Genomic DNA, 19,850 nt, shown 5'->3' with positions numbered 1-19,850 from the left:
GCCTCCTCAGGCCGTCTCCTCGACACGGGCCCGCAAGCAGGCGAGATCGTGGTCGTCGGGATGTTCGAGCGCTGCATCGAAATTCTCGATGAGCTGGCGCATACGCGGTTCCTGCGCGGGGTTGGTCTCTGCCTGCTGCTTGTAGCGTTCGCGAACGCTCGCCGGCATGCGGCCTTGGCACATGAACGTACCGATGATCCGCGCCGATTCGGGCACGTGCACGGCCACGCGGGCAACCACAGCTGCGAAGTACGTCGCATCGGCACCGAAGCCGCACGTGCCGAACAAGAAAACCTCCTTGCCGTCCAACGAGGACAACAGTTCGGCCGTGTCGTCGGTGCAGTCGCCGCGGTTCGTCCAGAAGCCGACATACACACGCTCGGCCGCAGCGACCGCTTCGACATCCGCTTCGCCGATGCGCCCGAACGCAAGCCTCCCCTTATCGGGCAACGCAGCGGCCACGGCGCGCGCAAGCGCTTCGGTATTGCCGGTTCTGCTGTCATATACGATGGCGTAGGTCATACATCGCTCCTCTCGGGTTGCTTCTGCTTCGTTATACGCCCCGCCCCGCTCGCTGTAAACCCCGGTATACTGGTGCACGATCGATCACACGGAGAAGGGAGTCTTCCATGCGGGCAGTGGTGCAGCGCGTAACGAGCGCGCAGGTGGACATCGACGGAGAGACCGTCGGCAGCATCGGGCGGGGGATCGTCATCCTCCTCGGCATCGGCCATGAGGATACCGAAGATCAGGCCGAACGCCTCTGGAGCAAAATCGGAAGACTGCGCATCTTCGAAGATGAAAGCGGCAAGACGAACCTATCGCTTGCAGACGTGGGAGGCGAGGTGCTCGTCGTCTCGCAGTTCACCCTATTTGCCAGCTGCAAGCGGGGAAACCGTCCTTCGTTCACCGACGCGGGCTCACCCGACGACGCCAAGCTCCTTTACGAGTGGTTTGTCGAGCGCGCACGCCGCGATGCGCGCCACGTGGAAACAGGTCGCTTCGGCGCGTATATGGATGTGTCCCTGGTAAACGACGGCCCGTTCACACTGTGGCTCGACACCGTCGAACTGTAGGTTCGACAGTGTCGAGCGCTAGAGAAGCATCCGCTCCCACTCGACCTCTTTGAAGCCCACGAGCACGAAGTCCTCCCCCACCACAATCGGGCGCTTGACCAACATCCCGTTCTCCGCGAGCAACGCACAGGCCTCTTCGTCGCGCATCCCCGCATCGAGAAGTGCCTTTACGTTGCGTTCACGGTAGAGCACGCCGCTCGTATTGAAGAAACGGCGCACGGGAAGACCGCTCTTTTGGTGCCACGCCATCAGCTCCTCGGCAGTCGGGTTGTCCTCAACGATATGGCGACTCACGTACGCCACGTCGTGCGCATCGAGCCACATATTCGCCTTCTTGCACGTGGAGCACTTTGGATACTCCAAGAACAGCACGTCGTTCACGACAGCCTCCTTTCCCACGAACTCATACTAGCAAATCTCCAGAGCGGTCGTTTCTTTCGTAGAGCCGCGAATTGTAAAACCGCAGCACCGATATCGCCGCAAAAAAACATCCGGATTTCCCTTGACACAATGCTTATCGTGATTATAGTGTGCATATCGGGTATATACACCATGCACGGTAAAAGTGCGTGGCCACCCGAATCAGAGGGGATGAGGAACGTGCTCGGCCCCTCTCGGTGCGAAGCGGGACGCCGCGACGTACCACCCGAGCACCGCGGGACGCCGCGATGCTCGCACACCGCGCCAACGCTGCAGGGACCTCACGGCGGGCACGTTCGACGCGAGCGGCGCCAGCAAGCAGCGATGGGTAGACCGAACAGGAGCACCGTTGGACATCATCATCTCGAACGCAAGCGACAAGCCCATCTACGAGCAGATAACCGCCCAGATGAAGAACCTCATCCTCAGCGGAACGCTCGCGGAGGGCGCCCAGCTTCCCTCGATGCGCGCGCTGGCGAACGACCTGCGCATCAGCGTCATCACCACGAAGCGTGCTTACGCCGACCTCGAGGCCCAAGGGTTCATCGAGACGGTGCAGGGCAAGGGGAGCTTCGTCGCCGGCGGCAACATGGAGCTTCTGCGCGAAGAGCGTCTGAAGCACATCGAGGAGCTGATGGCGCGCGCGCTGGACGAGGCCCGCAGCGCGGGCGTCGCGCCGAGCGAGCTTCACGACATGCTCGACCTCCTCATGGAGGACTGATCGGACATTCCGACCCGCCAGGCCGGATATCCAGACCGTTCGACCACGGAAGAAAGTGACGACTGATGAGCGATCTTTTGCGCATACAGAATTTGGAAAAGCACTACGACGGCTTCGATCTCGAAGACGTGAACCTGAGCGTACCAACCGGCAGCGTCGTCGGTTTCATCGGCTCCAACGGCGCCGGCAAGACCACCACTATCAAGGCCGTCCTCGGCCTCATCGAGCCCGATGCCGGCACCGTCTCGCTATTCGGCGAGGAGACCGTCGGCGCCCCTCAGAAGCGCCTCGCAGAGCTGAAACAACGCATCGGCGTGGTATTCGACACGTGTTCGTTTCCCGAAGAGCTTACCGTGAAGACCGTGGGCAAACTCATGGCCCAGTGCTATGAGAATTGGAATCCCGGTTCGTTTCGCTCGTTCGCCAGAACATTCCAACTACCCGAGGACAAGGCGGTGAAGGATCTATCCCGCGGCATGGGCATGAAGCTTTCGCTGGCGTGCGCGCTGGCTCACGATCCTGACCTGCTCATCCTCGACGAGGCCACTGCCGGCCTCGACCCCATGGCCCGCGAAGAAGCACTGGATACACTGCGCATGTTCATGAACGAGGATGGGCGCGGCATTCTCATGTCCAGCCACATCACAAGCGATCTGGAGAAGATCGCCGACTACATCGTATGCATCGACGAGGGCAACATCGTGTTCTCGGTGGAAAAGGACGCTATCACCGACGTAGCAGGAGTGGCGCAGTGCCGCGCGGCCGAGTTCGACGCCATCGTCGACAGCGGCTTTTTCACACGAGGCACTCTGCATTTCGAACGCAGTGCCTACGGCACGGCCGTGCTCGTGCCCGATCGTCAAGCGTTCGCTGCACGCTTCCCGCAGGTGGCGATCGAGCGCAGCGAAATCGACACCTACATGTCGCTCATGCTGAAGGGAGAAACCCGATGAAAACCATGCTCATGTTCGACTTGCTCACCGGCAAGAAATACCTGCTTTCCCAGCTTGTCACCGGAATGATCGTAGCCGTACTCATCGGCACCTTCATGGGAAACGTGTATACTGCGCTCGTGCTGCTCACGGTGCTGATACCGTTCACGCTCGTGTTTACGATCATCAGTCTCGACGAGCGCAACAATTGGCAGTCGCTGCGCCTCACGCTGCCTTTGTCCCGCACCGACATCGTGCTCGGCCGCTACGCCAGCGCGCTTCTGTTCACCATCTGCGGCCTGGTGCTGGGGTTTGTGGCTGTCGGCATCGTGTTCGCCCTCTCGCTCGTGCTGCCCGAGGTCGTATCGTTCGAGGATATGATGGGCGACTTCGGCTGGCAGCCGCTCGTACTCGTATCCGTAGGCGGACTCGGCATGATGCTGATCATGCTGTCCATCATCCTGCCCATGACAACACGTTTCGGGATGACGAAAGCCGTGCGCTACGTTCCTCTGCTCTTCCTGCTGTTCATACCCCTGGGATACGTGGCCGACCTCACCGGCTTCGCATCGCAGCAATTCGTACTGGATTTCGTGAACTGGGTGAAATCGCCTGAAGGCTCGCTCCAGCTGACGGCGCTCGTCGCTGTGGCGACCTGTGCCATCTACGCAGTATCCGGCGCGATCTCGCTCAAGCTCTACGAGCATCGGGAGTTCTAAGGGTGCGTCTGCCCGCCGCGCTCCTTTTCCGCACCAGCTTTTGCCCTGTGCCGCCCGTGCTTCCGCCAGCGCGCCCGCTTTTCCGGCCGAGCCTGCTGAAATTCCGACCGGATTCTCCTTCGCTTCTGCCCGGACATATGCGCGGGTGTTTCTTGCAGAATTGTAAGTTGCGGACAAGCGGCAGGTAAGGTTGCCTTAAGACACGTTTGCCATACTGGACAGCAGAGCAAACGCTTCGAGAAAGGCAATGCTATGGCACGCGCGACGACATCGCATCAAGGAGGCACGGCAAGGTTCATCGGAAGCTCGCGCCCCGCCCGCGTCATGCGGGCGGCTCCCGTCCGGCAGCGCCACCTCGATCCGGCGCGTGCGCTCAAACGCCTCTTGGCATCCGCGCTCGTCGGTCTGCTCCTCGTGTTGCTCGTGTTCGTAGCGCGCGGCTTCCTTTTGTACCACGATGCACTCGCCGAGACGAGCCTCGAAGACATGGCCGCCGCCATCGAGGGAAGCGAGCTGTTCACACCGATCGGCGAACTGCCCGATCTGTACGTACAAGCCGTCGTATCCGTGGAAGATCATCGCTTCTACGCGCATCCCGGTATCGACCCAATAGCCTGCCTCCGCGCGCTCGTCCACGATATCCAGGCCGGATCGATCGTCGAAGGCGGCAGCACCATCACGCAGCAGCTTGCGAAAAACCAGTACTTCACCCAAGAACAAACCGTCGATCGGAAGATCGCCGAAATGCTCATGGCGTTGAGCATCGAGCAGCATTTCTCGAAGCGCGAAATCCTCGAGCTGTACGTGAACTCCATCTACTTCGGCGACGGCCTGTACGGCGTGGGTGCGGCGAGCGTCGGATACTTCGGAGAAGATGCGGCCGCACTCGACGCCTGTGAGTCCACGATGCTCGCCGGCATCCCGAACGCGCCGTCGGCCTATGCGCCGACGGCAGAAGCAGACCTTGCTCGCGAACGGCAGCAGCAGGTTCTCGACAGGCTCGTGGCCTGCGATTATCTGGATGTCGCCGAAGCTCGTCGCATCGGCGGAACGTGCAGCGTATGAGGGATGGAGCCGCTCGAACGCCTGCCCCTATCTCGCAAGCAACACCAGCTGTATCTTTGAACACATCTGCACCGTCTCAAGCGGCGCGATGGTGATGTGGCCCAGGCGATACCGCTCATCACAAAGCCTGTGAGGGTTAAGCAAACAGCCTGTGAGGACTCGATCTTGCTAAATGTCGAAAGTTTTACGTTTTGTCGCCCGTTTGGTGTCGACTGATACTATTCTGTACGCATGGCCTTTCAAGAGAAGCTCCTGAACGCATACAACAAGGTACGCACGAGGGGGGACGACCCCGCTCGCAAGCGACGCGTATACTGGGCGTGTTATACGCTCAGCTTTATCGTTGTCGCCTTCATCGTCCTTTTCGTGTACCCCTCAAACGGGCGATCCATCGTCTGGAGCGTCGACGGACTTGAGCAGTACTATCCGTATTTCGTCTACGAAGGGCAATGGCTGCGAGAGATATTCTCGAACCTGCTTTCCGGGCAGGGCTGGCAGGTGCCGCTCTGGTCCTACACGCTGGGCTACGGAAGCGACATCCTGGCAACGCTCGATGTCATCTTCGACCCGTTAAACCTGCTTTCAGGGCTCTGTCCCGAGCAATACTCTGAGTACCTCTTCCAGTTCCTCGTGGTGTTCAGGCTTTACCTCGCAGGAGCTGCGTTTTCGCTCTTCGCTTTCAGGTTCGGCACCGGACGCTTCCCCACCCTCCTTGCGGCCCTACTGTACGCGCTCTGCGGTACGGCACTTGCCGTGACGTTCTGGCCGGCGGGCGCTTGGCCGATGGTGCTATTCCCCTTGCTGTTGCTGGGCGTTGAGAAGATCTTGGCAGGCGAGCGGCCCTTCGTGTTCATCCTCAGCGCGGCTGCGCTGTTTATCATCTCGTATTATTTTTCGTATATGGCCTGCCTGTTCCTTGTCCCCTACTGCGCGGCGCGCGTGATCGTCGTGAAGGGGCGCATGGGCGTCGGATGCTTTGCGCTGTGGGCGCTTCGGTTTATGGCTTTCTTATGCGTCGGCATCCTCATTGCAGGAATATCACTCGGACCTGCGCTCGTCGGCCTCTTCGGTAACGAGCGCTTTGTCGAGGGCGGCGTCACGGTGCCTGCACTGTATTCTCCGGATTTCTACTTTTCGACTATCGCGGGTTTTATGAGCACGACGGGCGTGGGAAGCGACTGCTACATTGGATTTGGCGGTTTGGCGTTCCTTGCCTGCGTACTGTTGTTCACGCAGCGCAAACAACACCGGTTGCTGAAATGGTGCTTCGTAGCTCTGGTTGTCGTACTGTTTCTGCCGGTGTGCGGAAGCGTGCTCAATGGCTTCAACTACGCAACAAACCGCTGGGTTTGGGCGTTTGCGCTGCTCGTCTGTTTTATCGTGGCCAAAATGCTTCCGAACTTGCTTGCGGTCGGTTCTCGCGAGGCGAAAGCGCTCGTGGTTGCATCGCTTGTCTTCGGCATATTCACCATCCTCGTGCCGCAAGCCCGGACGGAGCAGACCGTTGCCGCGTGCGTCGTACTGACGGCAACCTTGATGGTCGTCATCCAAAAGGGCTTGTCCGAGCAAACGCGCCAGATGGGCATCGTCGCGTGTCTCGTAGCCGGCCTGGCCTGCAACGCATTCTACTTGGTGTCTCCCGAAGAGGGCGGCATCGGGAAGTCCTCGACGCCTTTGGGAACTATGTACCAAAGATTGACTTCGCAATCGCCCAACATCCTGGTGGCCAACCTGGATGATCAGGGGACGTGGCGCTACGACGCAGATCCTTCGACGCTGGCGCGGCTGCGTAATGACAGCGCGGTTCTCGGTTTGTCCGGCATCGATTTCTACAACAGCTTCTACAATAGCTACATCGATGCATACCATACTGAACTGGGAGTTTCCGAAACTAATATCAATTTCTCCTACCGGGACACCGGAGCGCGGGCCATCTTGGACACGCTGGCGGGCGTAAAATACTTCCTCGTTCCCGCAGGGGTGCAGCCGCCTTATAGCTACGGCAACGACGAGCCCGTGGCAACCGGCAAGATCGTCGACAAAAACTACGAGGTGTACGAAGCGGAGCATGCCCTGCCGCTCGCCTTCGTCTATGACGCGCAGGTGCCCCGCTCGGTCTATGACGGACTCTCCCCCGCGCAGCGTCAGGAAAGCCTGCTTCAAGGCGTCGTGCTCGAAGACTCGACGCTTCCCGAAGCACAGCTCAATCTCGAATCGCGCGAACTCGAAACATCCTATACGCCCGGCTCGGGCGTCACGGTGGAGGATGGCGCCATTCGCGTGACATCACCGGGTGCAACGTTGCAGCTCACGTTCGAGGGACTCGCCGACAGCGAGACCTACCTGTATGCCGACGGCCTCAGCTACGAACCCGTCTCGCCCTTGGATTCAGTCAGCGCAGAAACATTTGCGGCCATGACCTGGCACCAGAAAGCAAAGCTGTACAAGCAAAACCTCGAGTGGACTGCGCCAACCGACTATTTCATCAAACTCGCATCCGACAAGGGAACCGCAACCCGCCAAATCATCAACTCCGTAGAAACGTGGCATATGTACGGCGGGAAAGATGAGTGGCTTGTGAATATGGGGTACTCAGACGAAGCGCAAAGCTCCATCACCCTGACATTCAACCAGGCGGGAATCTACCGGTTCGACACGTTGGGCGTCGTCTGCCAGCCCATGGCATCGCTCGACGACCACGTTTCAGAGCTCGAGACCACCCCCGTTGAGAACCTGCGGTTCGGCACGAACGAGATCACCTGCTCGGTGGATGCAGCCAAAGAAGAGGTGCTGTTTTTGAGCGTCCCCTTTTCTTCGGGGTGGAGTGCAACCGTCGACGGCCAGCCAGCCGAGCTCAAACGAGCGAACACCGGGTTCATGGCGCTTGAGCTTCAACCGGGACAGCACGAGGTGAAGCTGACGTTCATGACGCCCGGCCTGGAAGCGGGAGCTTTGGCTACGGGCGCAGGCGTGATAGCGCTCGGAGCTGTCGTCATCGGCTATCAGGTGCTCCGTCGCACAAGACAGCACCCCGACGCGAAGGCATCCATATGATCAGTTTCAACATACCCCCCTGTATCGACACCGCATTCGACTATCTGCGACAATGCGTCGACGAGCACAAGATATGCGGTGACGGCACCTTCACCCATTGCTGCAGCGCGTGGATGGAGCATCGATTCGGCGCGCAGAAAGTGCTGCTCACCACCAGCGGCACCGCCGCTCTTGAGATGGCGGCACGCCTCTGCAACCTGCACGAGGGCGATGAGGTCATCCTGCCCAGCTTCACGTTCTCATCCACGGCAGATGCCGTCATCATGGCCGGTGCGACCCCGGTGTTTGTCGATATCCGCCCCGACACAATGAACATCGACGAGACGAAAATTGAAGCCGCCATCACCCCCTCCACGCGCGCCTTGTTCGTCGTGCATTACGCGGGGGTCGCCTGCAACATGGATGTCATCATGGACATCGCGACTCGCCACGATCTCTACGTGGTCGAAGATGCCGCCCAGGGCGTGATGAGCTCGTATAAGGGGCGCGCGTTGGGAACCATCGGCCACTTCGGCTGCTTCTCCTTCCATGAAACCAAGAACTATTCCATGGGCGAAGGCGGCGCGCTGCTCATCCGCGACGAACGCTTCAACGAAGCCGCTGAGATTCTGCGCGAGAAGGGCACGAATCGCTCGAAGTTCTTTCGCGGGCAGATCGATAAGTATACGTGGGTCGATTACGGAAGCAGCTATCTGCCGGCCGACCTGAACGCTGCCTACCTGTGGGCGCAACTGGAGCAGGCCGATGCCATCAACGACAACCGGCTCGCAACCTGGAACGCCTATTGGGAGGCGTTTGCCCCGCTCGCCAAGGCAGGGCGGGTTGAACTGCCCGTCGTGCCAGACGACTGCGTCCATAACGCCCATCTCTTCTTTCTCAAGTGCGCCAACCTGGCCGAGCGAACGGAGCTGATAGCGCACCTGCGAGCATGTGGCGTGCAGGCGGTGTTTCACTACGTCCCTTTGCATTCTGCGCCCGCCGGCTTGAAGTTCGGCCGCTTCTCCGGCATCGATCGGTTCACCACACGCGAAAGCGAGCGGCTCGTGCGCCTGCCGCTGTACTACGGTCTGGAAGAAGCAGATCGCGCGCGTGTGATCGCCGCCATCAGAAGCTTTTACGCCGACCGAGGACGGTGCGACTGACGCCATGGCTGACTCCTTGGTTTCCTGCGTTATACCCTGTTACTGCTCTTCGGCAACCATCAGTGCGGTTATCGAAGAAATCGAGCGGGCGGCTGCGCTGCGCACCGACTATGATCTCGAAATCATACTCGTGAACGACGGCTCGCCCGATGACGGCGCTACAGCACGCGCCATCGCTACCCTGGCAGAGCAATCTGCGCGCATCGTGGCCATCAATCTGGCGCGGAACTTTGGCCAGCACGCCGCCATCATGGCAGGATTCGCCCAGGTGCATGGCGACATCGTGGTATGCCTCGACGATGACGGCCAGACGCCCGCTGACGAGATGTTCAAGCTTGTGGACAAGGTGGCCGAGGGATACGACATCGTGTACGCCAGCTACAGCGGCCACAAGCAGCACAACATCTTCCGCAACATGGGCAGCAAATTCAACTACTGGTGCAATCATGTCCTCATGGGCATCCCGCGCGATCTGGAGCAGACGAGCTATTTCGCCTGCAAGCGCTTCGTCGTGGATAGCGCGCTGCGCTACGAGAACCCGTATCCCTACATTGAGGGGCTGCTGTTCCAGGCGGTACAGTCATACTGCAACGTCCCGGTCGTCCACCGTGCGCGCGAGGTGGGAGCATCGGGATACAGCCTGCACAAACTCGTGAGTCTGTGGGCAAATGGATTCACGGCGTTCTCCGTCGTGCCTCTGCGCATCGCTACCATCGCAGGCCTCCTGTTCGCCGTCGTTGGCTTTGTACTGACGGTGGTGCTGATCGTACAGAGACTGCTCGATCCCTCCACCAACGAGGGCTGGACCTCGCTCATGGCGGGACTTTTGGTCATAGGAGGCCTCATCATGTTGCTGTTGGGCGTGCTCGGAGAGTACGTCGGCCGTATCTACCTGAGCCTGAACAAGATCCCGCAGTATGTGGTGCGCGATGTTCACGATCGCCGCCCCGCAACCCATCGCGAAGGCGAGGAATAGTCGCGAGATGGCGCAACCGGGACGCATAAAGATGCTGCTGGGCCTCCACGTGTTGCTCGGCATTTACGCATTGAGCGATGTGTGCAGCAAGTATGCAGCCGGCGCTGGATTCCCCGATTTTACGTTCTTTCTGTTCTACGGCCTGATGCTCATGTTTCTGGGCATCTATGCGCTGGGATGGCAGCAGATCATCAAACGCATGTCCCTTTCCAGCGCCTTCGCCAACCGCGCCATCACCATCGTCTGGGGCATTTTTTGGGGAGCGGTGTTGTTCGGAGAAGCGGTAACGCCGGGCAAGCTTGTCGGCGCCGCCGTCATCATGGTCGGCATCGTACTGTTTGCGCGTGCCGATGCATCCAACGACGAAAACGACCAGCCGGGTATAACCGATGCTCCTTCGCTCCCGCATGCTGAAGAGCATGGCGAGGGCGATGGATCACGCGAGAAGTCCGGTGATGCCGCATGAGCCAGACCGAGCTTTTCTATGCTGGCATCATGCTCGTCAGCGTCTTCGTGGCATCGGTCAGCCAGGTGATGCTGAAGAAGTCCGCCGAGCGCCCACGGGAGAGCCGCATACAAGAGTATCTCAATCCGCTCGTCATTGCAGCCTACATCCTCTTCGTCGGCTGCACGCTTGTCACGGTCATTGCCTACCGGGGCATCCCGCTCTCGTTGGGACCGGTGCTTGAGGCCACCAGCTATGTATACGTGACCGCCTTCGGCGTGTGGATATTCAAAGAAAAGCTCGATCGCCGTAAGCTGGTTGCACTCGCACTTATCCTCGGCGGCATTTTCATTTATGCGTTTTTCGGATAGGAGACGAAACAATGACGGGCAAGCTTGCGATCATCGGCGCCTCGGACTTCCAGAATCCGCTTATTTTAAAAGCCCAGGAGAAGGGATTGGAAACTCATGTATTCGCTTGGGAAGCAGGCGATGTAGGCGAGCGCACGGCCGACGTATTCCACCCCATCAGCATCGTGGAGCATGAGGCCATTCTGGACGCATGCCGAAGCATCGGCGTCGACGGCATCTGCACCATCGGCTCCGATTTAGGCAGCATCGCCGTCAACTACGTTGCCTGCGCGCTCGGCCTCCCCGGCAATTCGATGGAATGCACCTGCGTCTCCACCAATAAATACCTCATGCGCGAACGCTTCGATGCGTGCGGCGTGCCGAGCCCTCGGCATGTGGTCGTGCATCGCGGTGAGACGCCCGATCTCTCCGCGATGGAATTTCCCCTTATGGTGAAGGCAACCGACCGCAGCGGCAGCCGCGGCATCAACCGTATCGATAGCATAGCCGAGCTGGATTGGGCGCTCGACGAAGCGTTTGAAGCAGGGTTCAACGGCACGGCGCTTGTCGAAGAGTACATGGAGGGCCGGGAGTTCTGCGTCGAGCACTTCAGCTGGCGGGGCGAACATCATTTCATGGCGCTGACCGAGAAGTGGACGACGGGGCACCCTCGCTTTATCGAGAGCGGACACCTGCAACCGGGACGGGTGAGCCCAGAGGTCTTAGACGAAATCAAGCGGGTGTGCTCGGCCGCGCTCGATGCCATGGGCATGACGCAGGGGGCGTCGTGCCCCGAGGTCATGGTCATGCCTGATGGCACCGTGAAGATGGTGGAAGTGGGAACACGCATGGCCGGTGATTATATGGGAAGCCATGCCGTACCGCTGTCCACCGGCATCGATTATGTTGGCGCCGTCGTGGATGCCGCACTCGGCATCGAACCCAACCTGAAGCCGGTCACGAAACCGCACCTGCATGCCATCATCAAGTTCGTCATCGACGAGCAGGATGCCGACATCGTGCGCGCTGTGCAGCGCGAGCATCCCGAATGGGTAGCGCTTGCAACCGAGATCGGCCCCTTTGACCATGCGTGCACCGACTCTTCCACGCGATTCGGATGCCTGGTGTTGGGAACGGATGGAACCGAGGATCTGGAAGCCCTCCGACTGGGTGTGCAGTAGTAAAGCTCAACGCGATCGAGCGACATGCGGCTCTTTGTATTTGATGGAGGGGCGGCACGGTCCGAGCACGAGGCTGCGTTTTTGATAGCATGGGTTTTATGAAGTCCCGTTACCGCACGAATACCCGCTGCCCAACCCGCCCGTTGCGCAGAGCCTCGGGACGTCCCGCCCCCGTCCCACGACATCACACCGAGGCTGCGCGACGAGTGTGGCGCCTGCCGGCTTTTGCGCCCTTTGCCCTTGCGGGCCTCATGCTGCTCGCCCTTATCGTTTTCCTGTCCACCTGTATGCATACCCCATCCGACCAGCCGAACGACGGGCCCTATGTAAGTCCCTACGACTGGAACGGCTTGACAGCCAACGGCGACCGGCTTGCCTATTACGAAGGGGGTGCGTTGTGCTCCGATCTTGGCGTGGACGTGTCGGATCATCAGGGTGACATCGATTGGCAGGCCGTCGCACGCGACGGCATCGATTTTGCCATCGTCCGTCTTGGCAACCGTGGCTACACCGAAGGCGCCCTGTACGCCGATGAACAGGCCGCCGCCAATTTGGACGGTGCCGCAGCCGCCGGCCTCGAAACGGGCGCATACTTCTTTTCGCAGGCCACAACGGAAGACGAAGCGCGCGAGGAAGCCGAGTTTGCGCTTGCGCTGCTTGACGGACGCTCGCTCCGCCTGCCCGTCGTTTTCGATCACGAGCCGGTGCCGGACGCAGCGGGACGAGCAAACCGCATAATGGGCGATGAGCTGACAGCGTGCGCTCGCGCATTCTGCGAGCGCATCGAGCAGGCGGGCTATGCAACCATGATCTACGGAAACAAGCAGGACATTGCGCGCTTCGGCAGCAACGCGTTCGGCAATCGTCCGGTCTGGTTCGCCGAATACGACGTCGCCGTCCCCACGGGACAATTCGACTTTGACCTGTGGCAATACACGAACGGCGGCTCGGTGGCGGGTATTCCCACAGCCGTCGATCTCAACATTCGGTTCCTGGCTGGCTGAATTCGCCCTCCAAGCAGCCCCGTGCCCCGAGCACCCGTTCGCACCGAGGCATCGCAACGCACGGCGTGCCGCATCGTGGAACACCGGTTCCGCATCGTGGCTCCACGCCGTTGTATCCGCCCCTGCGCCTTTCTATACTCCCTGATAACGCAAGCAAAAGAAGCGCTGCGAATCGTGAGGAAAGGGGCAATCATGGAAAACGCAAAGACGCAGGGACTGTCGCGCAGGAACTTCCTCGGAACAGCGGCCGCCGGTCTCGGTGCGCTTGCAGTCAGAGGGTTGGCCGGATGCGCACCGCAGGCAGCAGGCGGCGAGACGCAGCGGAGCGTCCGCTGCCAACGTCAGCTGGGACGACGAATACGACGTCATCGTGTGCGGCGTGAGCCAGAAATGCTTTCGGCTGTCGCCGCATGGCATCCAATGAGCACGCCTCGCTCGCCCAAGAAGACAACACGAACTGACCTGCGGAATATCAAAGGTGACTGAGCATAGACGGGCGCCGGTTCTGGCCGTTTTTTCTGCACGGCAGCAGACGGCGCGCGAAGAGACGGGGGCCGGGCGTATGGACAGCGGGACAGCCGGGCGTATGGACAGAAATGGTAGGAAGAACGCGATTCTGTAATGCGAAACATGCGAAACGACGATGGTAAAGCGTGTTGCCGGTATATTCTTCGCCTGCAAAGCAAAAACAACTGTTCGCGCGTGAAGCACTCCAAATCGCACGTGAAACAGGTTACAGGATTGCGTCTTTTCTGCCACCTTCGCCCAATTTCGGCGGCAGCACATGCAACAACCGATCAAGCGAAGCGAGTCCCCCAGCCCCGCACGCCCCAAGGGCTCCCTGCACGGCTTCCGCAACCCCGAGTCCCCTGAGGCGGAAAGGCCCGGCGCGATCCCGGGAGCAAAGCGACGGTCACGCCGAGCCTTTCCGCCTCAGGGGAGTTCGCAGGTTGGGAGCTATTGATCCCGAAGCTGCACTTTTTACAGCGCTTCGTCAGGAAGCGCAAGGAGTACCGAACTCGCAGCACGCAGCAGCGGTTCGCTGCTGCTCTGCGCAACCGCCGCCGCAAAACGCTTGGCAAACACGATAAACCGTTCCTGGTAGAACGTCTCATACGAACCGGCGGGCACAATATCGGCATCCTTGTTGACAACGCCTGCGCAGTCCAGACACAGGTATTCGAGAAACTCGAGCTCTGATCCAATATGATCAAGCGGCTCGTTCGTCTGCTCAGGACGGTCCACGCCGCAGGCCTTCATGAAGCGCTCGACTGCCATGGACTCCTTATTCACGAACAGCACCGGCGTGACACCCACCTCTTCCGCATACCATATGCCCGCATAGGGGGACACGATTGCATGCGGCGCGCCCACGAACAACCGCGTGTATTCCACGCGCAGCGCATGAAACAGCTCTTCGACATCGGCCCCTTGATAGGCAGCCAGCGTCGCGCGCACATCGGACACAAGGCCCTCGTCAAGTCCGACCGCAGCCATCGCCTCGCACAGCACGTCGGCATACGCGCCGGTTGTAAGCACTTCAACCGTTTCTCTCTGATAGTAGAGATAAGCAAGCGAAAGCGTCTCGAACAGCTCCGCTTTATCAATCCAATGCTCTTGCATCATTGCGTAGCCTCCTTGGAAGTGCTGATCATGGCCGATGCCGCGCCGTACTCCGGCAGTCCGACCCGTCGGTCAAGTATGAAGCGTCTCGTTCTCAGTACCAGATATGCTGCAAAGATCACTACGTAAAACCCGAATCCGACAAGCAGATCGGTGGCCCCCGCCCTCAGGGGAACCAGCATATACCCAAGCAGGTGTACGAAAACGAGCAGGAAGAAGGGGTAAACGAGCCGCTGGATGCGCTTCCACGTTCGGGCGTCCATGCGAACGGACAGCGCCTTAATCGATGTCACGGCAAGCACGCCAAGTAGGAAGAGCAGCACAACAGCCAAAGCAAGCGACATCTGCACGCTCGGCTTGAGGGAAAATACCGCGCCCGCCATGGCGAGGTAATTCGCCAGATAGGGGACGGCATGGGCCAGCATGAGGATGGCGCCGATAATGGACAGCTCTCCCCTCACGGGTCCCAGCGCCCGGCGCACAACCGATTTGCGATCAAAGACACCGACGAACATGACGAGAGCCAGCATCGAGAACCCCGGATGCCCCTTCTGAATAGCATAGGCAAGTGCACGCACCATGCCGCCCGGGCTGGGGTTGAACGTAAAGTACATGCCGACGGCGGCCACGAGCGCCGCAAGGACATAGAACAGGACGGGGCGCTGTTTCACCGCACCCCTGAACACCACGGCGAAGGCGACAACAAGGGTCGCCGAAACGATCTGGCTCATCGCGGATCACCTCTTATCAGGGGGCCGACCTGCACGGGAGGGTATCGCAGGTCGGCCCGGGGACAAACGCATGGCAGATGCATGCGCGGTCACGCTGTTACACGAGCAGGTACACGCTCGGCCCGGTGCCCGCGTCCAGCTGAAGCTGTTCGCACTCGCGGGAGGCAATCAGCTTCGAAAGGTCGGAGTCCGGATCATCCAAATCGCCGAACGTGCGTGCGCGGGCCGGGCACACCTCCACGCAGAAGGGCTGCTCGCCGTTCACCACGCGGTGATGACAGAAGGTGCACTTCTCCACCGTGCCGGCGATATGCCCAGGCGCGCCCTCTCCGCCGAGAGCGAAATCGGTGTAATAGACCGGCTCGTCTTCCTGCAAGGTGCGCACCCCGTAGGGGCAGGCTTCAATGCACAGGTTGCAGCCGATGCACTTATCCAAATCCTGCATGACGATGCCGGTTTCCGCATCCCGATAGGTCGCCTCGGAAGGACACACGCTCACACAGGCTGGATTGATGCAGTGCTGGCAGGACAGGGTATAGGCGCTCATCTTGAGTTCGGGATAGGTACCCGACGGCGAATCCGGGTTCTCTCCCCCTTCGTTGACCACGCGGTTCCACCACATGTTCTCGGGAAGGTTGTTCTCAACCTTGCAGCCGACGCAGCAGGTGTTGCAGGCGATGCAACGCTTCTTATCGATCGCCATTCCGTAATGGGTCATGGTTATTCAGCTCCTTCCCATGCGCGAATGTCGCAGAGCTCGTCCATGTAGCTTTGGTTCACCGCCACCGGGTCGTGCGACGAGGACGAAAGCTCGGACCAACCGCCTGCAAGGTGCTGATGGACCTGCCAGCTCTTCGGATATACGAGGGTGCCGGGCCGTACGGCCTCATTGAGCACCGCCATGGCCACCGCGTGGCCTCGATCGTTGTAGCATTCGACATGGTCGCCCGTCTTGATGCCCTTGGCGGCGGCATCGGCGGGGTTGATCTTCACCGTGGGCTCAGGGTCGAGTTCGCGAAGGATTCTGTTGTTGAACCACTGCCCGTGCACACGGAATCGCGGGCGCTCGGACAGCAGGACGAAGGGATACTTCTCGTGGAGAGGATTCTCGGGCCATGCCTCGGTCGGCGGGAAGAACCGCGGCAGGTGCTCGCGATTGACGTCGATCTGCTGGCCGTAGTAATCCATCGGAGTCGGCGCTTCGACGTAGAACTCCATTCGGCCGGACGGCGTCAGGAACTTCTTGTCCGTCCACCGCACAAGCGGATCGGGCGCCCACCGGATAGCCTTCTTCTCCTTCAACGCGTCGTAGCTGATGCCCAACGCCGCTGCAGCCTCCGTGTCCACGTATTTCTGCAGCCATTCGGAATCGCTCTCGGGGAACAGGTCGGCCATGCCCATCTTCTCTGCAAGCATGCGCATGATCTCCGTATCCGGCTTTGCTTCGAACGGAGGATCGATAGCCTTGTCGCAATGGACGACGTGGTTGTTGTTGCCGCTGCCCACGATATCCTCGTACTCGAAGAACTGGGCGCAAGGCAGCACCATATCCGAATAGCGAGCCGTATCGGTAAGCATGGAGTCGACGGTAACGATGAATTCGAACTTGTCAAACATCTTCTTTTTCGCATTGCTGTCGACGAACGTGCACAGCGGATTGCCCTGGTAAACCCAAAGCGCCTTGATGACGATGTCTTCGCCCATGTACGTGCCCGTCTCCATAACCTCGGGCATGATCAGGTTGGATATTGTCGGCGACGTTACCGGAGTCGCCGGAGCGCTCAGCGTTGCATCGAACCCGGTGAAGCCGTTGATATCCGCGCATCCATAGATTTTGCCGGGCTCGCACATCTGTCCCGTAATGGCCGCAAGGGCAGCCCCTGCATGATGAGGATGGACGCCGTTGTCGTATGCCTGCGGTCCCCAACCGACGCGATGCGTGACCGGTCCATCGGCTGCAAGGTGCGCGAGTTCGACAATGGTGGCAGCTGGAACTTCGGTGATGCCCTCTGCCACGTCTGGCGGATATTGAGAAGCTTCTGCCTTCAACAGGCTGTACGCAGTATGGCACGCAACGCCCTCGACGGTGAATTCGCCTTCTATCTCAGGGGCGGCGCATTCGGCGGACGATGCGGACGCACCGGCCACGCCATCCCATACGACGGCCGGATCGATCTTGGTCGGCTCTCCGGTGAGTGGATTGACGGGCCCCTCCGCAGGTTGAACGCCCACATCGCTCATACGCAAGAACATGCCCGTATCGTCGCGGACGAGGAACGGGGCAACGGTGTATTTCTGCATGAACTCGCGATCTATGAGATCTTCCTCTATGACCACTTGCATCATCGAAAGGATGAGCGCCGCATCCGCCCCCGGCCTGATGGGAACGAACTTTTGCGCTTTCGCAGCCATATGTGTAAAGATCGGATCGACGACGATGACGTTCGAGCCCGCCTCGATAGCATCAGCCACGAAATGCCATTCATGGATTTGCGCATCGGTGATATTGTTACCCCAGATAAAGATGTTTTTCGCGTTCTTCAGGTCGCGCGGATCGTTGCCCATCCACGTTCCCGCCCATCCCACGACGCGGTTCAAACCGATGGCATTGCTCAAGTCAAGGCTCGGCGCCATGGTGGAAGCATTGATGGAGCTGAAGAACTTGCTCGTGAAACCGCCGTTAATCGAGCCATAATTCCCACTCACCGCGCATTTCATGACGGCTTGGTCGCCAAACTCTTCGCGATAGCTCGTGAACTTCTCGGCAATCTCGGCTATCGCGTCTTCCCAGCTGATGCGCTCCCATTCGTTCGCACCGCGTTCCCCGACGCGTTTGAGCGGATACTGCACGCGATCGGGGTCGTAAATGTTGGTCACATGTGAAAGACCGCGCAGGCAAATACGGTTGAGTTCCGGGTTCGGATACGGCGCGGCCGACGTTTTTACGACTTTGCCTTCTCGAACATGAACCTTGAGCTGGCACCCGTGGAAACAGTTCGGCTTGCACACGCCGTTGAACACCTGTTCCTCCGCTTGCGAAGATGAGCCTTCTCCCGAAAGAGAATCGCCCGAAGAGCAGCCGATAGCGGTTCCAAGCCATGTCCCGCCCGCTACGGCGATGCTCGCCTTGAGGAAATTGCGCCGCGTCAGATTCGCGGTCGATGCTGCGACTGCAGACATTGCTTCCCCCTCCTTTTTCTTCATGTGCGCAATGCGCACCTGAGAAGAAGGCATATCCCCCATGATGGCAGAAGCCTTCCCCGTTCTCGTCTTGAAGGATTGGCCAATCCGCTTTTCATATGAAAACATGTTTTCATATGAAAAGTCAAGCTCCACCGATGGGTCCGATTATTCTATTTTGAGATAGAAATGCGCGCGACGACGGATCGCCGAAACGCGTAGCACCCGCGCGCCCTCAGCATGGACGCACCGGCCTCAGCGACGCCGATTACCATGTCGGCTATTCGCCCGCGATGCCCTTGCCCACCTGCTCGCCGAAGGAATCGCCCCACGAGCTGGGAACGACGACCGCGCCCCTGCCCTCTTTGACCCCCTCGTAAAGCAGGTGCATCTGCCGCAGCTGCATAGCCTTGTCGTCCTCATCGTACGCCGAGGCGATGCCGCCCATCATCTCGGAGATATCCTGCTCCGCCTCCATGAGCACCACGCGAGCCTTGCGCTTCTGCTCGGCCTGGGCCTCCATGGACATGACATCTTGCAGCTCCTTGGGCATAAGGATATCGCGGATCTCCACGGAAAGCACCGTGACGCCCCACGGGGCGACCTTGTCTTCCAGCAAGCGCTTCAACTCGCGGTCAAGCTGCTCGCGACGCGACGTGACCTCGGCCACGTTCGCGCGGCCGATGGCATCGCGCAGGATGGTCTGAGACGACTGAAGCACCAACAGCTCGTAATCGTCGACCACGGTGCAGGCCTTCTCGGTATCGTGCACCATCCAAAACAGCACGGCATCGACGTCAAGCGGGACAAGATCGGCCGTCAGCGTTTCTTCGGCTCCGAACGCAGTTGACCGAATGCGCTGGTCAACGCGCATAGTGCAATAGTCAACCAGCGGTACCGTAAAGAAGATGCCCGGGCCTTTGACGCACTTGAACCGACCGAGGCGCATGACCACGACACGCTCCCACTGCTGGGCGACATGCGTGCACGAAACCAGCAGCAGCGCGACAACCGAAGCGACGGCGACAGCCACGAAGCCAACGCTGCCCGCAAGCAGGAAGAAGGCAAGGCAGACGAGTCCGAACGCAATGAAGAACAGCGCCATCTGGAAGAAGTAGATGCCATTGCGCGAGGCGCGTTGCAGCGCCACGTCCTGTCGCCCGCTCGGAGACGCCTCGAAATGCGATGCCGCACTGCTGATGCGACGCTCTTTCTTGCTCGATCCCATAGG

General features: G+C 59.8%; 19 protein-coding genes. 12 read left to right on the top strand and 7 right to left on the bottom strand.

Going from position 1 to position 19,850, the window contains the following annotated elements; translation table 11 throughout:
- Positions 1 to 6 precede the first annotated feature (6 nt).
- Positions 7 to 522: a flavodoxin family protein BilS gene (gene bilS, locus ABGT83_RS13250; RefSeq protein ID WP_346687999.1), complete on the bottom strand. Its 516-nt coding sequence runs from the start codon at positions 520 to 522 to the stop codon at positions 7 to 9.
- A gap of 107 nt (positions 523 to 629) precedes the next feature.
- On the opposite strand from bilS, the gene dtd reads away from it, so the two are divergent.
- The gene (dtd, locus tag ABGT83_RS13245) at positions 630 to 1,076 is read left to right on the top strand and encodes a D-aminoacyl-tRNA deacylase (RefSeq protein WP_346687998.1); all 447 of its coding nucleotides are present in this window, start codon (positions 630 to 632) and stop codon (positions 1,074 to 1,076) included.
- A gap of 18 nt (positions 1,077 to 1,094) precedes the next feature.
- On the opposite strand, the gene ABGT83_RS13240 is transcribed toward dtd, so the two are convergent.
- The gene (locus tag ABGT83_RS13240) at positions 1,095 to 1,457 is read right to left on the bottom strand and encodes an arsenate reductase family protein (RefSeq protein ID WP_103264017.1); all 363 of its coding nucleotides are present in this window, start codon (positions 1,455 to 1,457) and stop codon (positions 1,095 to 1,097) included.
- A 388-nt stretch (positions 1,458 to 1,845) separates the two neighbouring features.
- Here ABGT83_RS13240 and ABGT83_RS13235 point away from each other — a divergent pair, with 388 nt between their 5' ends.
- The 11 genes from ABGT83_RS13235 (at position 1,846) to ABGT83_RS13185 (ending at position 13,085) form a co-directional block, all read left to right on the top strand.
- Complete coding sequence (locus ABGT83_RS13235; protein ID WP_103264016.1) at positions 1,846 to 2,217, top strand: GntR family transcriptional regulator; 372 nt, start codon at positions 1,846 to 1,848, stop codon at positions 2,215 to 2,217.
- Positions 2,218 to 2,282: 65 nt separating this feature from the next.
- Entirely contained in the window at positions 2,283 to 3,170 is an 888-nt protein-coding gene (locus ABGT83_RS13230; RefSeq protein WP_346687997.1) for an ABC transporter ATP-binding protein, read from the top strand.
- Entirely contained in the window at positions 3,167 to 3,868 is a 702-nt protein-coding gene (locus ABGT83_RS13225; RefSeq protein ID WP_103264014.1) for an ABC-2 transporter permease, read from the top strand. Before ABGT83_RS13230 ends, ABGT83_RS13225 begins: the two co-directional genes overlap by 4 nt.
- Before the next feature lie 252 nt (positions 3,869 to 4,120).
- Positions 4,121 to 4,933, top strand: a complete 813-nt coding sequence (locus ABGT83_RS13220; protein ID WP_346687996.1) for a transglycosylase domain-containing protein — start codon at positions 4,121 to 4,123, stop codon at positions 4,931 to 4,933.
- 231 nt (positions 4,934 to 5,164) lie between these two features.
- Entirely contained in the window at positions 5,165 to 7,987 is a 2,823-nt protein-coding gene (locus tag ABGT83_RS13215) for a YfhO family protein (RefSeq protein ID WP_346687995.1), read from the top strand.
- On the top strand, positions 7,984 to 9,129 hold the full coding sequence (rffA, locus tag ABGT83_RS13210) for a dTDP-4-amino-4,6-dideoxygalactose transaminase (protein ID WP_346687994.1): 1,146 nt from the start codon (positions 7,984 to 7,986) through the stop codon (positions 9,127 to 9,129). Before ABGT83_RS13215 ends, rffA begins: the two co-directional genes overlap by 4 nt.
- 4 nt (positions 9,130 to 9,133) lie before the next feature.
- Complete coding sequence (locus ABGT83_RS13205; protein ID WP_346687993.1) at positions 9,134 to 10,105, top strand: glycosyltransferase family 2 protein; 972 nt, start codon at positions 9,134 to 9,136, stop codon at positions 10,103 to 10,105.
- A 7-nt stretch (positions 10,106 to 10,112) separates the two neighbouring features.
- Positions 10,113 to 10,571 (top strand): DMT family transporter, encoded by a 459-nt coding sequence (locus ABGT83_RS13200; RefSeq protein WP_187143222.1) that lies wholly within the window; start codon positions 10,113 to 10,115, stop codon positions 10,569 to 10,571.
- Complete coding sequence (locus ABGT83_RS13195; RefSeq protein WP_103264010.1) at positions 10,568 to 10,921, top strand: EamA family transporter; 354 nt, start codon at positions 10,568 to 10,570, stop codon at positions 10,919 to 10,921. Before ABGT83_RS13200 ends, ABGT83_RS13195 begins: the two co-directional genes overlap by 4 nt.
- A gap of 11 nt (positions 10,922 to 10,932) precedes the next feature.
- The gene (locus ABGT83_RS13190) at positions 10,933 to 12,081 is read left to right on the top strand and encodes an ATP-grasp domain-containing protein (protein ID WP_346687992.1); all 1,149 of its coding nucleotides are present in this window, start codon (positions 10,933 to 10,935) and stop codon (positions 12,079 to 12,081) included.
- Between the two features lie 206 nt (positions 12,082 to 12,287).
- Complete coding sequence (locus ABGT83_RS13185; protein ID WP_346687991.1) at positions 12,288 to 13,085, top strand: GH25 family lysozyme; 798 nt, start codon at positions 12,288 to 12,290, stop codon at positions 13,083 to 13,085.
- Between the two features lie 981 nt (positions 13,086 to 14,066).
- On the opposite strand, the gene ABGT83_RS13180 is transcribed toward ABGT83_RS13185, so the two are convergent.
- From ABGT83_RS13180 to ABGT83_RS13160, 5 genes are all read right to left on the bottom strand, one after another.
- On the bottom strand, positions 14,067 to 14,711 hold the full coding sequence (locus ABGT83_RS13180) for a TorD/DmsD family molecular chaperone (protein WP_103264007.1): 645 nt from the start codon (positions 14,709 to 14,711) through the stop codon (positions 14,067 to 14,069).
- Positions 14,708 to 15,439, bottom strand: coding sequence for a ferric reductase-like transmembrane domain-containing protein (locus ABGT83_RS13175; RefSeq protein WP_346687990.1), 732 nt, complete (start codon positions 15,437 to 15,439; stop codon positions 14,708 to 14,710). Before ABGT83_RS13175 ends, ABGT83_RS13180 begins: the two co-directional genes overlap by 4 nt.
- Before the next feature lie 97 nt (positions 15,440 to 15,536).
- Positions 15,537 to 16,157 (bottom strand): 4Fe-4S dicluster domain-containing protein, encoded by a 621-nt coding sequence (locus ABGT83_RS13170; RefSeq protein ID WP_103264005.1) that lies wholly within the window; start codon positions 16,155 to 16,157, stop codon positions 15,537 to 15,539.
- 2 nt (positions 16,158 to 16,159) lie between these two features.
- The gene (locus tag ABGT83_RS13165; protein WP_346687989.1) at positions 16,160 to 18,619 is read right to left on the bottom strand and encodes a molybdopterin-dependent oxidoreductase; all 2,460 of its coding nucleotides are present in this window, start codon (positions 18,617 to 18,619) and stop codon (positions 16,160 to 16,162) included.
- A gap of 280 nt (positions 18,620 to 18,899) precedes the next feature.
- Positions 18,900 to 19,847, bottom strand: coding sequence for a slipin family protein (locus ABGT83_RS13160; protein ID WP_346687988.1), 948 nt, complete (start codon positions 19,845 to 19,847; stop codon positions 18,900 to 18,902).
- Positions 19,848 to 19,850 lie beyond the last annotated feature (3 nt).

Origin of the sequence: Enteroscipio rubneri (assembly GCF_963929405.1) — a bacterium.
Lineage (GTDB): Bacteria > Actinomycetota > Coriobacteriia > Coriobacteriales > Eggerthellaceae > Enteroscipio > Enteroscipio rubneri.
The sequence above is the reverse complement of the archived record's forward strand: the minus strand, read 5'-3'. Positions and strand labels throughout refer to the sequence as shown.